General features: G+C 64.3%; 11 protein-coding genes. 6 read left to right on the top strand and 5 right to left on the bottom strand.

The window, feature by feature from the left end:
- Positions 1-74 precede the first annotated feature (74 nt).
- From H5P29_RS13080 to H5P29_RS13075, 3 genes are all read right to left on the bottom strand, one after another.
- Complete coding sequence (locus H5P29_RS13080) at positions 75-650, bottom strand: class I SAM-dependent methyltransferase (RefSeq protein WP_210252517.1); 576 nt, start codon at positions 648-650, stop codon at positions 75-77.
- Positions 643-843: a hypothetical protein gene (locus H5P29_RS32335; protein WP_210252516.1), complete on the bottom strand. Its 201-nt coding sequence runs from the start codon at positions 841-843 to the stop codon at positions 643-645. Before H5P29_RS32335 ends, H5P29_RS13080 begins: the two co-directional genes overlap by 8 nt.
- A 79-nt stretch (positions 844-922) precedes the next feature.
- The gene (locus H5P29_RS13075; RefSeq protein ID WP_154384834.1) at positions 923-2,095 is read right to left on the bottom strand and encodes an MFS transporter; all 1,173 of its coding nucleotides are present in this window, start codon (positions 2,093-2,095) and stop codon (positions 923-925) included.
- 147 nt (positions 2,096-2,242) lie between these two features.
- Here H5P29_RS13075 and H5P29_RS13070 point away from each other — a divergent pair, with 147 nt between their 5' ends.
- Both H5P29_RS13070 and H5P29_RS13065 read left to right on the top strand, forming a co-directional pair.
- Complete coding sequence (locus tag H5P29_RS13070) at positions 2,243-2,584, top strand: helix-turn-helix transcriptional regulator (protein ID WP_067959756.1); 342 nt, start codon at positions 2,243-2,245, stop codon at positions 2,582-2,584.
- Positions 2,585-2,586: 2 nt separating this feature from the next.
- Complete coding sequence (locus H5P29_RS13065) at positions 2,587-3,342, top strand: metallophosphoesterase (protein ID WP_154384833.1); 756 nt, start codon at positions 2,587-2,589, stop codon at positions 3,340-3,342.
- Between the two features lie 38 nt (positions 3,343-3,380).
- Here the strand turns inward: H5P29_RS13065 and H5P29_RS13060 are convergent, their stop codons facing one another.
- A complete protein-coding gene (locus H5P29_RS13060) occupies positions 3,381-5,768 on the bottom strand; it encodes a DNA/RNA non-specific endonuclease (protein ID WP_154384832.1) in 2,388 nt (795 codons plus the stop codon).
- 97 nt (positions 5,769-5,865) lie between these two features.
- Positions 5,866-6,462: a TetR/AcrR family transcriptional regulator gene (locus H5P29_RS13055; protein ID WP_067959746.1), complete on the bottom strand. Its 597-nt coding sequence runs from the start codon at positions 6,460-6,462 to the stop codon at positions 5,866-5,868.
- A gap of 130 nt (positions 6,463-6,592) precedes the next feature.
- On the opposite strand from H5P29_RS13055, the gene H5P29_RS13050 reads away from it, so the two are divergent.
- From H5P29_RS13050 to H5P29_RS13035, 4 genes are all read left to right on the top strand, one after another.
- Positions 6,593-7,597, top strand: coding sequence for an NADP-dependent oxidoreductase (locus tag H5P29_RS13050; protein ID WP_083948523.1), 1,005 nt, complete (start codon positions 6,593-6,595; stop codon positions 7,595-7,597).
- A 93-nt stretch (positions 7,598-7,690) separates the two neighbouring features.
- Positions 7,691-8,692: a saccharopine dehydrogenase gene (locus tag H5P29_RS13045; RefSeq protein WP_067959743.1), complete on the top strand. Its 1,002-nt coding sequence runs from the start codon at positions 7,691-7,693 to the stop codon at positions 8,690-8,692.
- A gap of 250 nt (positions 8,693-8,942) precedes the next feature.
- Positions 8,943-12,437 carry a carbamoyl-phosphate synthase large subunit gene (gene carB, locus H5P29_RS13040; protein ID WP_067959741.1) on the top strand — a complete coding sequence of 1,165 codons (3,495 nt, stop codon included), beginning with the start codon at positions 8,943-8,945 and terminating at the stop codon, positions 12,435-12,437.
- Positions 12,438-12,744: 307 nt separating this feature from the next.
- On the top strand, positions 12,745-13,119 hold the full coding sequence (locus H5P29_RS13035) for a hypothetical protein (RefSeq protein WP_246340509.1): 375 nt from the start codon (positions 12,745-12,747) through the stop codon (positions 13,117-13,119).
- Positions 13,120-13,177 lie beyond the last annotated feature (58 nt).

Below are 13,177 nucleotides of genomic sequence, written 5' to 3'. Positions count from 1 at the left end.
CTTCGCCCGCCCCGCTGCTTCGTTTGCAGCCACATGAACGCGCGAGCCGATAGCGTTATTCCTGACAGTTTGCATCAAGAAAATTCGCGACAGCTAATGTAAGCCGGCTGGGCGGAGCTGACCCGACGGCCGGCGAGGCATTTCAAGCCAGGATGCGCGCCTTGAGCCAGAGGAACAGCGGCACGCGGGCCCTTGCGCAGCAGTTCCGAATCGACCCGATCCGGGATCGGCTCGCGCAATGCCGTGATTGCCAGCCCCGCGCCCTCCAGCACCGCTACATAGTCCTCGAGCGGCTGCGACCAACCGGCAAAATGCATCGTCAGACCGTCACGGTCTTCTTCGCCATCGAAACGCTCGCGGCCGTAATAGCTACCATCGAGCACGAATGGCGCGTCGGCCGCTTCCCCGGCGAAACGTCCGCGATCCCTGAACGGATGGACCAGCGAAATCAACAGCGTGCCGCCGGGCTTCATCACGCGTCGGATTTCCCCGATCGCCGCAGGCACGTCGTCGACGTCCATCAGCACGTTGTAGGCCATGACAAGGTCGAAGCTGCCGCCGTCAAATGGCAGATCGTCGACACCGGCAACGGCATAGGCAGAGTTGGCTTGCCGTGCAGCTTCCACCATCTCCGCCACCACGTCAGTCACGGTAACCCAGCGCCTTCAGTTCGCGCGCCACGCGACCCTCGCCGCAGCCCACCTCGAGCGCGCGGCCGGAGCCCTCGCCGATGAACCGTGTCAGCCCTTCGCGATAGACCCAGAACGCATCATGCGCGGGCGAGCGCGCCCAGGCGATCCATCGGTCGGCAACACGCGTCCAGTGCTCTTTGTCGCCCTTCATCTCACCCACCCCGGCCAGCCAGATGTCGCATCTAGGACAGTTCGACCGGCCGGAAAAGCCGGGATGTGTTGGACCAGCCTCAGCGCGCGGCGGCGAGCCGGATCGACCTGTTGCTCGCCCCAAGTACCGCCAGCGCCACCAGCGGAAAAGCGGCGGCGACGAGGCCGAGGTCGGACGGCCGGGCGAATTCCAGCACGCGGCCGCCGATGACGGTACCGAAGGCAATGCCGAAATAGAGTGCCGAGGCGTTGAGCGACAGGGTCAGGTGCGCGATCTCCGGACCGAAGCCGACGATACGGCTTGCCTGTGCGGGTGGGAAGGCCCATCCGATTATGCCCCACGGCACCATCAGCGCGATCAGCACCGGGCCGGCGACATGGTGCGGCAGCAGCTTCAGGGTCAGTGCAATGGCGATGCAGAAGCCCGACGACATCAAGAGCGAGATCACCACCATGCGCGTCGCGCCGATGCGGTCCGTGAGATAGCCGCTCGACAGGTTGCCGATGACGGCCCCGACGCCGAAGGCCAAAAGCATGCCTGGAAGTGCTATTTCAGGCAGCCCCGCTCCTTCGAGCGCCAGCGGTGCGATGTACGAAATCACGGTGAATCCGCCGGCGAGATAGAGCAGCGTCACCAGGAGCGAGGGCAGGATGCCGGGCCGGGCAATGGCGGTGAAGCGCTCACTGAGCGTCAACTTGATACCGTGCGAGTCCCGGGGCAGCCGCACCCACAATATCGCCGCGCAGGAGATGCCAAGCAGTGCAATGGCAACGAAGGTGCCGCGCCAGCCCCACATGGTGGCAATCAACGATCCGACCGGCGCGCCGAGTGCCACTGCAAAGGTCGTGCCGCCGACGACGACCGCGATCGCCCGTGCTCGGTGCTCGGGGCCGGCAAGTGACACGGCGGTTGCCTGGGCAGTCGCAGCATAAAGTCCGGCCGACATGCCCATCACGATCTGCGCGATCAGAAGCCCGGCAAAGGAGCTGCTCATCGCTGCAATGATGTTGCCGGCGACGAACACCAGCATGGTCGCGGCAAGCACCCGGCGACGGTCGATCTCGCCGGCCAGCGCCGACAAGACTGGCGCGCCGATCGCATAGGCAAGCGAGAACGCCATGATCAGGTAACCCGCGAACGGTATCGACACATGCGCGTCGCCGGCGATTGCCGGCAACAGGCTGGAAAACACGAAGCCGACGGTGCTCATGGCGAACGAACCGACCGCCAGCCAGATAAGGCGCTTGTCCATGACAGTGTCCTTAGTTCAAAATATGTTGAACTATTGAACTTATCCCCCCGTCATGTCAATCTGTGTATTCGACCTCTGCTGCCATCCTCATGTCAGCAGCCAGTCCAAAACCTTGAACCGACCAACAAGCGCCGCTACCTTCCGACCATGTCCTTGCCCCATCCAAATCTCGACCAGATCAGCCTTGCCAACGTGCTGTCAGTGCTTGGCGACCAGACCCGCCTCGCCATTGTCGGTTATCTCGCCTGCAACGAGGGTCTGGCGGTGAGCTGCGGCCAGTTTTCCGAGTTCGGCTCCAAGACGAACCTGTCCTACCATCTGGCCAAGCTGCGCGAGGCCGGCATCACCCACACAGAGGTGGCAGGTACCAGCCGGCTGATCTCGTTGCGCCGCGCCGATCTCGACAGCCGCTTCCCCGGCCTGCTCGATTCGATCATCACCGCGGCCCAGGAACTCCCCGCACTCGAGCGCCTCCGCGACGAGGCCTGAGCATGCGCATTGCCGTCATCGCCGACATCCATGGCAACATCCTTGCACTGGAGGCTGTCGTCGCCGACCTCGCCCGGCGCGGCGGCGCCGATGTCGTCGTCAATCTCGGCGATCTGGTTTCCGGTCCGCTCTGGCCCAGCGAAACGGCAGCGACGCTGCAGGCCCTTGGCTGGCCGACGGTGCGTGGCAACCATGACCGCCGCGTCGCCACCGACCCGCTCTCCGACATGGGCCCGTCCGACCGCTTCGCCTATGATCGCCTGACGCCAGCCCAGCGTGACTGGATGGAGGCAATGCCGCTGACCTTGGAGATCGCCCCGTCGGTGCTCGCCTTCCACGCCCGCCCCGATCACGACGAGCGCTATCTCTCCGAGGTCATCGATGAAGGCCAGCTCATCCGCGCGCCGCTGAGAGTCATCGAAAGCCGCCTCCGGCAGGTCGACCCCAAATATCGGCTGCTGCTCGCCGGCCACAGCCACCGTGCCGATCTCGTCCAGCTCTCCGGCGGGCGTCTTCTGTTCAATCCCGGCAGCGTCGGCGCCCCAGCCTATGACGACGACACTGCGCCTGCCCATGTCTCCGAGCAGGGCTCGCCGCTGGCGCGCTATGGCCTCGTCGAACTCGACGCTGCCGGCATTGTCACCAGTGTCGATGCGCTTGCAGTGACCTATGACTATGAAGCCGCAGCCCACCGCGCCGTCGAGGGCGGCCGCCCGGAATGGGCTCATGCCTTGCGCACCGGCTTCATGCCGGACTGATCCGGCAGTTCGCCCCCACTATCGGCTCTGGCTCCCGGCTAACTGGCCAATTTCCTACGCCGGCCCGGCTTCGACGTCTTCTTGCCGCCACCCGAGCGCGCCGGCTTCGTCGCCGGTTTGAGCGTGCCATCCCTTGCCAAATCCTTCGGCTCCAGTGTCAGCGCCGGCCTGCCGATCGCCTCTTGCCCGGCGCGGACGTCGGCAGCGCGTAGCGTGTCGCCGAAATCAAGCCCGGTAAGGCTCTCGACATGAGCGACGGTCGTCAGGAACTCCGACACCCGCGCCAGTTCCTCGGCATCGCCAAACGCCTCCGCCATGCCTTCGGGCATCACTTCGATCAGCGGCCCCTGGTCGGCGAGCAGTGCTATCGCGCGCAGGTCGTTGCCGTCGTTCCACGCCGCGATTTTCCAGAATTTCAGCGGCACCTTGCTTTCGAAACGATAGGGCGGGTCGCTGTCGGCGAACACTGGCCCGGCAAACACTGTCACCCTTTGGCGCATTGTCACCGCGTTGCGCAGCACATAGGTCTCGACCGCCCGCCAGCGAAGCTTGCCCTTCGAGCCCGGCCGGTTGAGCGCACTGCCCTGGTTGAAGAAGCCGAGCTGCGGTGCCGCATTGGTGTAGAAGAACGTGTCCCGCTCGGCTGCCACCGCCTCCGCATCGGTGCCCCAGGCCGGGTCGCCGCGCAGCGTGATGTGGCCCTTCTGGAAAATCCGCGCCTTGCGTTCGTTCGATGTGGCAATCGGAAAGCCAGCCACTTTCTGTGCGTCATAGAAGGGCTTGTTCATTTGCTCTTCGAGAGCCACGCGGCGGTCCGGTCTGAAATCGTCGCTGGCTTCCGCCCCGCCGATCGACTCGATGCCGAGCTCGCTCAGGCTCGGATCCTCGGTGACCGTCTTGTCGTCGCGGTTGACCGCCTTGATGCGCGAGCCGTCGATGTTGCAGGCGGTGTAGTAGGCAAGCCGCCGCTCGGCGTTCATGACGACGGAAAAATGGTGGTAAGGCAGTTCGAACGGGTCGTCGCCCGGCTTGGCCAGAAGATTCTTGGCCGGCCGCCCAGGCGCGCCGCCGTGCCTGGGCAGCGGCAGCACGAAGCCCGGCACGAAGCCCGGTTCATAGCCGCCACGGTCGTCGAAATTCTCGGTCTTCCAGCTCGCAGCCTCGGCCCCGGGGCCGCCCGTCCTGACCTCCCCGGATTTCGGCGCGGCACCAGTCGATGCCTGTGCCATCAACGGCGCCCGCACGCTGATCTCGATCGGGAATGTCCATATCACCGAGCCGTCGTCGCCCAGGCGGGCCTTGGCCTCGCCATCGCCACCCTTGCCGGCCTTTGCCACCACCCGGTCCGGCTCACCGCCCCCCTCCGGCACAGGCTGCAGCTTCAGTCGCCCCGCCTCCTCCCAGATGTCGAGCAATTGCGTCACCGCAGCCCGGCTGCGCGCGTCCATGCCGGCGAGCCGCGTCTCCAGATCGTTGACGATGGCGCTGATACGGATGCCTTCGTTGATCTCCTTGGCCAGCGGCTTGCCGTCGGTGCCCATCACCTCGTGCCATGGCCCGCCCCAGTGATGCAGGGCGATCGGCTCCCATTCGTTGTTGAACACCGGCGAGCCCGACGAGCCCTGTTCGGTGTCGGCGACATAGTGCAGCACATGCAGCGTCTCGTCCCGCGCCACCAGGTGGTTCTCGCGCAGCACCAGCTCCTTGTGCCGGCCGTCGGGATGCTGGACGACATTGGCGATCTCGCCCAGCATGTGCTTGTCGCCGGCACTGGACAGCACCAGAAAGCCGAATTCGTCGAGCGCGCGCGGGCCGCGCCGGCGCTGGCCGATGCCGATCAGCGTGTAGTCGAGCCCGTCTATGTCGTCGGTGACAAAGCACAGATCCGGGTCGAGGAAGAACGACGTCGGCTGCCTGAGTTCGTTGAACTTGTCGCGCTCATAGTCGAACTGCACCTGGAACCGTGCGGCGTCGGCGGCCGTCTGTATGACGTGATGATTGGTCAGGAAAAGGTTCGGCCCAACAAGGAAGCCCGAGCCCTGCGGCATCTCGTTGAGAAAGGCGACCCGGCCGACGGCATCCGCCGCACGGCGGCCGCGCTCGAGGAAGGCAACACCGACAAAATCCAGCGTCGACCCCTGGATCGCCTCCGGCCCCATCGGCTTGGCGGCGGCCATCGCAGGCTTGCGTCCGGCCTTTGCCGGTTCGCCGACAGTCTCGATCGCCGTGGAGATCATCTCGGCTTGTTCGCGGGTCAGGTCGGCCTTGACCTGCAACCGCTCGACGCGGCGACGGCGCTCCGGCTCAGCCGCCAGCGGATTGCCCTCGGCGATGCGCGCCAGCGACGTGTCTATTTCAGGTCTGGTTTTCTTCAACCGTTCACGAACGACACGTTCAACTTCACCGAAGGTCTGGATATCAACCATGCCCGCCCCCTTTGTTGAAGACCCCAAGTATAACTTGAGAGCCTACGCGGAGGTAGCGACGTTTTGTTGACAGCCTTTACGGGCAATATGCCTGAAATCAGCGGCGAAACCGCTCCAGCGTCGCCGTGAACAGCTCGGTCAACGCTGCAACGGCATCGTCATATGAGATACGCCCGGCCGCCGTATCACGCGACACGGCCTCGGCCGCCCCGAGAAGTCCCGACAAGACGGGTTCGCCGATATCGGCGGGCAGATCGACGAAGCGCGAAACCGCATCGCGATATTCCTTGAGATAGCCGTTGCGCAGCGTCTGGCGAAACTCGTCCATCTCCTCCGTGCCCGAGAGTGCCGAAAACACTGCTCCGGCCTCGGGGCCGGCGCGGCTGGCGCAACGCACATAGGCCTCGCCCAGAATGCCGGCCACATCACGCAACGTCTTGCCGCAGCTGGCAAGGGCCTCGCGCTGCGTCGCCAGCTGCAGCTCGTTGTAGGAGGAGAACAGCGCCATCAGCAGCCCCGCCCTTGTGCCGAAATGCTCATAGGCGATCGGCTTGCTTACCCCTGCCCGTTCAGCGACCCGGGCGAGCGTCAGCGCGTCGGTGCCTTCCTCGCGCACAATCTCCTGGGCTGCTTCCAGCAGCTGCGCGCGGCGTTCGGCCTTCGGCAGTTTTTTCATCGAACTTGCAGTCGTCATCGCCTTCGCATCCGGTCAGAAATTTTTCGGCCCGTGGCTTGAACATCGCCACACGCTACATATGTTACCATTAGTAACTTACAAAGAGTAAGCTACACATGGTAGATGACTACACATATAGGGGAATTCAATGTCCATTGCAGCCCGTGAAATCCACCTGAAGAGTCGCCCGGCCGGCCTGCCGGGCGCCGACAACTTCCAACTTGTCGAACGCAGCTTGCCGGCTCCTGCCGCAGGCCAATTGCTGGTCAAAACGCTGTTCATGTCGGTCGACCCCTACATGCGTGGCCGCATGACCGACAGGCCGAGCTACATCGCCCCCTTCGAGATCGGCCAGCCGCTTGAAGGCTCCGCCGTCGGTATCGTCGAGCAGTCCGCCCATCCCGAGTTCAAGGCCGGCGACATGGTCAGCCACTTCTCCGGCTGGCGCGATCACGTGCTCGTCGACGCTGCCACCGCAAACAAGATCGACACCTCGAAGGCGCCGGCCGAAGCCTGGCTCGGCCCGTTGGGCATCCCTGGTCACACCGCCTATGTCGGCCTGCTCCGCATAGCCGGGCTCAAGGCCGGTGAAACCGTCTTCGTCTCGGCCGCCGCCGGCGCCGTTGGTTCGATGGCGGTGCAGATCGCCAAGCTCAAGGGAGCCCGTGTCGTCGCTTCCGTAGGCTCGGAGGAAAAGGCTCGCTGGGTCAAGGAACTCGGCGCCGACGCCATCATCAACTACCGCACGGCAGGCGACCTGACCGAGGCACTGAAAAAAGCAGCGCCCGAAGGCATCGACGTCTATTTCGACAATGTCGGCGGCGACCACCTCAGGGCAGCGCTCGAAGCAGCCAAGCCCCGCGCCCGCTTCGCCATCTGCGGCATGATCTCCGGCTACAATGACGAAAAGCCCGTTCCCGGTCCCGACAATCTCGCCGCAATGGTCATCAAGAGCATCAGCATGCGCGGCTTTCTCGTGCTGGATCACTTCGACATCCTGCCAGAATTCATCGCCGACATGGCCGGCTGGCTGGCCGATGGCCGCGTGACCTATCGCGACACGGTCGTCTCGGGTCTCGAAAACGCGCCCCAGGCCTTCATCGGGCTCTTCTCCGGCGACAACCTCGGCAAGATGCTGGTCAAGCTCGACTGACATCCGGCGGCTGGTTCGCTCGCCGCCTTCACCTCATTCCAATCCAGACGTTAGAGCGCCGCCTTCGCGCGGCCACGGAGGAGTACTGCCCAAATGACCACGCACAAGCCCGTCCTGATCATCGGCGGTGCCGGTTTCGTCGGCGCGCTCGCCGCCCGCACCCTGCGCAAGCTGCACCCCAAACTCCCCATCGCCATCGGCGGCCGCAATCTTGAGAAAGCCGAAGCCGTCGCCAAGGAGATCGGCAATGCCGAGGCTGTCGTCATCGACCTCAACCGCAAGGACCTCGGCGTAGCGGCAAACAAAGGCTTCAGCGCCATTGCCATGTTCGTCTATGACGACACGCTCAACGCCCTCCACTACGCCCAGACCAACGCCGTGCCCTATCTCAGCGTTTCGACCGGCATCCAGGAGATCGGACCGGAGATAGCGCTTTATGCCCACAAGGCGAACGCGCCGTTCCTGATGGGCAGCAGCTGGCTCGGCGGTGCCGCGAGCCTCGCCGTCGTGCATTTCGCCAGGCAGTTCGAGACCGTGGATTCGATCGAAATCACCGCCCTTCTCGACGAACACGACATGGGCGGCCCCGCCGCCGAAGCCGACTTCACCCGCCTCACAATGATGTCCAGCACCCTGGGCCTCGAAAGCGGCAAATGGCATTGGAAACCCTCGGGCGAACAAGGCCGCAGCGTGACGAGTGTCGACGGCAGGCAGGTGCCAGGTCTGTCCTATGCACCATTCGACGTCTTTAGCCTGCCGGTCACCACCGGCGCCGAGACGGTGCTGTTCGATTTTGCGCTCGGCGAAACCGCAAGCCGCCATCGCGGCGAGCATTTCTCCACCGAGATCACCATCGCCATCTCGGGCAAGAGAAAAGACGGCACAGAGGGCCGTAGCCGCTACGAATTCGTCCATCCCGAAGGACAGGCGCCGGTCACAGCGCTCGCCGTCGCACTAGCGGTCGAGCGGCTGGTAGGCCTCGACGGCAAGGCAGCGCCCGCGCCGGGCCTCTACTTCGCCGAAATGCTCGTGGAAGCGGACCATGCGATCAAGCGTTTCAAGGAATTCGGCGCCAGCATCAAGCAGGCAGCATAGGCCAAAACCCGCTCCAGATGGGCAGTCGCGGACCTCAGCGGCTGCCCTTCCGATATCCGGACACGCACTGTGGGCAACCGACGCGCATCAAAGCCGCATCCCGGCACAGGAAAAGCATTTTTTGGGGTTCCCCCCTCCCCAACCTTCCCCTATAAGGCGCGCCTAGCCTCTAGTTGACTCTCTCTTGCGCACCGGCCGGGATTCTCCCGTCCCGGTTCTTCGCGCAGGCATATCTTACGGACCGTACACAATGGCAAAACGCACCGACATCAAGTCCATCCTGATCATCGGCGCCGGTCCCATTGTCATCGGCCAGGCCTGCGAGTTCGACTATTCCGGCACCCAGGCCTGCAAGGCGCTGAAGGAAGAGGGTTACCGGGTCATCCTGGTCAACTCCAACCCGGCGACGATCATGACCGATCCGGAACTGGCGGATGCCACCTACATCGAGCCGATCACGCCTGAGGTCGTCGCCAAGATCATCGCCAAGGAGCGCCCCGACGCACTGCTGCCGACGATGGGCGGCCAGACCGCGCTCAACACCGCGCTTTCGCTGCGCCGCATGGGCGTGCTCGAGCGCTACAATGTCGAGATGATCGGTGCCGACGCGCACGCCATCGACAAGGCCGAGGACCGCTCGCTGTTCCGCGAGGCCATGGCCAAGATCGGCCTGGAAACCCCGCGCTCGATGCTGGCCAACGCCTCCGACGTCAAGGACGCCGACCGCAAGAAGCATGAGGCCGAGCGCGCCGCGCTGAAGGCCGAGAACCCGGCCAATCTCGACGCAGCCCTCGACGCGCTCGAAACCCAGTGGAACCTCGGCGAAGGCGACCGCAAGCAGCGCTACATCAATCACGGCATGGCGATCGGCGCCCAGGCGCTCGACCATGTCGGACTGCCCGCCATCATTCGCCCGTCCTTCACCATGGGCGGCACCGGCGGCGGCATCGCCTTCAACCGCCAGGAATTCTTCGACATCGTCCAGAGCGGTCTCGATGCCTCCCCCACCACCGAAGTCCTGATCGAGGAATCGGTGCTCGGCTGGAAGGAATACGAGATGGAGGTCGTGCGCGACCGCGCCGACAACTGCATCATCATCTGCTCGATCGAGAACATCGACCCGATGGGCGTGCACACCGGCGACTCGATCACGGTGGCCCCGGCGCTGACCTTGACCGACAAGGAATACCAGATCATGCGCAACGCCTCGATCGCGGTGCTGCGCGAGATCGGCGTCGAGACGGGCGGCTCCAACGTCCAGTTCGCCGTCAACCCGGCCGACGGCCGCCTCGTCGTCATCGAGATGAACCCGCGCGTCTCGCGCTCCTCGGCGCTCGCCTCGAAAGCCACCGGCTTCCCGATCGCCAAGATCGCGGCCAAGCTCGCCGTCGGCTACACGCTCGATGAGCTTGAAAACGACATCACCGGCGGCGCCACGCCCGCGTCGTTCGAGCCGTCGATCGACTACGTCGTCACCAAGATCCCGCGCTTCGCCTTCGAGAAGTTCCCCGGCGCCTCGCCCGTGCTGACCACCGCCATGAAGTCGGTCGGCGAGGTCATGGCGATTGGCCGCACTTTCCAGGAATCGCTGCAGAAGGCTTTGCGTGGCCTCGAAACCGGCCTTACCGGCCTCGACGAGATCGAGATCCCCGGCATCGGCACCGACGGCGACAGCGGCGACGACCGCAACGCCATCCGTGCTGCCTTGGGCACGCCGACGCCCGACCGCCTGCGCATGGTTGCCCAGGCGATCCGCATGGGCACCTCGCTCGAAGACGTGCACGCCATGTGCAAGATCGACCCGTGGTTCCTCGAGCAGATCGCCGGCATCATTGCGATGGAAGCACGCGTCCGCGAGCACGGCCTGCCGCAGGATGCCGAAAACCTGCGCATGCTGAAGTCGATGGGTTTTTCGGACGCCCGCCTCGCCTCGCTCACCAAGACCGAGGCCGAAGCCGTTCAAAAGCAACGCCAGAAGCTCGGCGTCCACCCGGTCTACAAGCGCATCGACACCTGCGCTGCCGAATTCGCCTCGCCGACGGCCTACATGTACTCGTCCTATGAGCTGCCCTTCGCTGGCGCTGTGGCCGACGAGGCCCAGGTTTCGGATCGCAAGAAGGTGGTCATATTGGGCGGCGGCCCCAACCGTATCGGCCAGGGCATCGAGTTCGACTATTGCTGCGTCCATGCCGCCTATGCACTGCGCGAGGCAGGCTACGAGTCGATCATGGTCAACTGCAATCCAGAGACCGTCTCGACCGACTACGACACCTCAGATCGCCTGTATTTCGAGCCGCTGACGGCGGAAGACGTGCTCGAGATCCTGCGCGCCGAACAGGCCGCCGGCACCCTGCATGGCGTCATCGTCCAGTTTGGCGGCCAGACGCCGCTCAAGCTCGCGGATGCGCTTGAAAAAGCCGGCATCCCGATCCTCGGCACCTCGCCCGACGCCATCGACCTCGCCGAGGACCGTGACCGCTTTCAGAAGCTCTTGCACAAGCTCGACCTGAAGCAGCCCAAGAACGGCATCGCCTATTCCGTCGAGCAGGCCCGCACCGTTGCCGGCGAGCTCGGTTTCCCCCTGGTCGTGCGCCCGTCCTACGTGCTCGGCGGCCGCGCCATGCAGATCATCCACAATGAGGGCATGCTGCAGTCCTATTTGCTCGACACCGTGCCGGGCCTGGTGCCCGAGGACATCAAGCAGAAGTACCCCAACGACAAGACCGGCCAGATCAACACACTGCTCGGCAAGAACCCGTTGCTGTTCGACACCTATCTCTCTGGCGCCATCGAGGTCGACGTCGACTGCCTCTGCGACGGCAAGACGACCTATGTCTCGGGGATCATGGAGCATATCGAGGAAGCCGGCATCCACTCGGGCGACTCGGCCTGCTCACTGCCGGTCCACTCGCTGCCGTCCGACCTCGTCGACGAGCTCGAGCGCCAGACTTCGGCCATGGCGCGCGCGCTCAATGTCGGCGGCCTGATGAACGTGCAATATGCCATCAAGGACGGCACCATCTATGTGCTGGAAGTGAACCCGCGAGCGTCGCGCACCGTGCCCTTCGTGGCCAAAACCGTCGGCAAGCCGATCGCCAAGATCGCCGCCCGCATCATGTCGGGCGAGAGCCTCGACGAGGCCTTTGCCCACTATGGCGAAAAGCCCGATGCCCGCAATCCCGGCCACATCGCGGTCAAGGAAGCGGTGTTCCCGTTTGCCCGCTTCCCCGGCGTCGACATCCTGCTCGGGCCTGAGATGAAGTCGACCGGCGAGGTCATGGGCCTCGACCGCGACTACGCGCTCGCCTTCGCCAAGGCTCAGCTCGGTGCCGGAGTCGACCTGCCGCGCTCGGGCACGCTGTTCGTCTCGGTCCGCGACGAGGACAAGGCCGGCATCCTCGGCGCCGTCCAGCGCCTGTCCGGCCTCGGCTTCAAGGTGCTGGCAACCTCGGGCACCGCGCGCTTCCTCAATGAAAACGGCGTGCCGGCCGAGAAGATCAACAAGGTGCTCGAAGGCCGCCCTCACATCGAGGACGCCATCCGCAACCGCCAGATCCAGATCGTCTTCAACACCACCGATGGCCAGAAGGCAGTCTCGGACTCGAAGTCGATCCGCCGCGCCACACTGATGCAGAAGGTGCCTTACTACACCACCCTGTCGGGTGCTGCCGCCGTCGCCGAGGCCATCGCCGCGCTGAAGGCCGGCTCGCTCGAAGTGCGTCCACTGCAGGATTACTTCAAGTAAAAGCCAGGACGTCGCCACAGCTTCTCTTCTCCCCGTTTACGGGGAGAAGAAGCCGGCAGGCAGATGAGGGGCAGCGCAAACGCTGGCACACTTGCCATGTGGCGCATTCATCTGCAGGGCAGAAGAAGAGCTTCACCGGCGCATAACCAGCCCGGGGCGTCCTGCGGCTTCCTGCCGGCAAAGCACTACGGCAGAACTGAAATACGCAGGCGTCGTCTTAACGAAACTGCATGAATTGCCTCGCCCCACCTTCCCACCCGCATAGATTGCAGCTAACTCTTCACCATCAGGTGGGGGGTATTTGCGAATGAAACTGAAAACTATGCGGCTGGCACTGGCACCGGTGCTGGCGGGACTTCTGGTTGCGGCCGTACCGGTCGCGGCAATGGCCAAGGACAAGGGCTCGCTGGCCGGCAACGAAGGCAAGAAGCGGTACGCGGCGCAGTTCGGGAACACGACTGGTCCATGCAAGGACGGTTATAAGAAGTATGTCGCCGCCCCCGGCCACTCGGCCTATGCCCAGACGCATCTTGGTGCCGTCGAAGCCTTTTACTGCGGCGCTTCCCTTAACGCGCCGTCCCAGGCAGCAGCCGAAAAGCAAGCGTTAGAGCGCTGCAATTCGGTCGGCAAGAAGTACAAGATGAAAACCACCGGCAACTGCGCCATCTACGCTTCGAAGTGAGAGGCCGGACTTACCCTCCCCCTTGTGGGGAGGGGTCGATCCGCGACGCGGATCGGGG

Origin of the sequence: Aminobacter sp. MDW-2 (genome assembly GCF_014250155.1) — a bacterium.
GTDB classification, from domain to species: Bacteria; Pseudomonadota; Alphaproteobacteria; order Rhizobiales; family Rhizobiaceae; genus Aminobacter; species Aminobacter ciceronei.
Note: the sequence above shows the minus strand (reverse complement) of the source record. Positions and strands in the feature narration are given on the sequence as shown.

Coding starts and splice junctions, on each gene's coding strand:
- H5P29_RS13070 (WP_067959756.1), top strand. CDS start 2,243: ATGTCCTTGCCCCATCCAAATCTCGACCAGATCAGCCTTGCCAACGTG.
- H5P29_RS13055 (WP_067959746.1), bottom strand. CDS start 6,462: ATGACGACTGCAAGTTCGATGAAAAAACTGCCGAAGGCCGAACGCCGC.
- H5P29_RS13065 (WP_154384833.1), top strand. CDS start 2,587: ATGCGCATTGCCGTCATCGCCGACATCCATGGCAACATCCTTGCACTG.
- H5P29_RS13035 (WP_246340509.1), top strand. CDS start 12,745: ATGAAACTGAAAACTATGCGGCTGGCACTGGCACCGGTGCTGGCGGGA.
- H5P29_RS13060 (WP_154384832.1), bottom strand. CDS start 5,768: ATGGTTGATATCCAGACCTTCGGTGAAGTTGAACGTGTCGTTCGTGAA.
- H5P29_RS13050 (WP_083948523.1), top strand. CDS start 6,593: ATGTCCATTGCAGCCCGTGAAATCCACCTGAAGAGTCGCCCGGCCGGC.
- H5P29_RS13045 (WP_067959743.1), top strand. CDS start 7,691: ATGACCACGCACAAGCCCGTCCTGATCATCGGCGGTGCCGGTTTCGTC.
- carB (WP_067959741.1), top strand. CDS start 8,943: ATGGCAAAACGCACCGACATCAAGTCCATCCTGATCATCGGCGCCGGT.
- H5P29_RS32335 (WP_210252516.1), bottom strand. CDS start 843: ATGAAGGGCGACAAAGAGCACTGGACGCGTGTTGCCGACCGATGGATC.
- H5P29_RS13075 (WP_154384834.1), bottom strand. CDS start 2,095: ATGGACAAGCGCCTTATCTGGCTGGCGGTCGGTTCGTTCGCCATGAGC.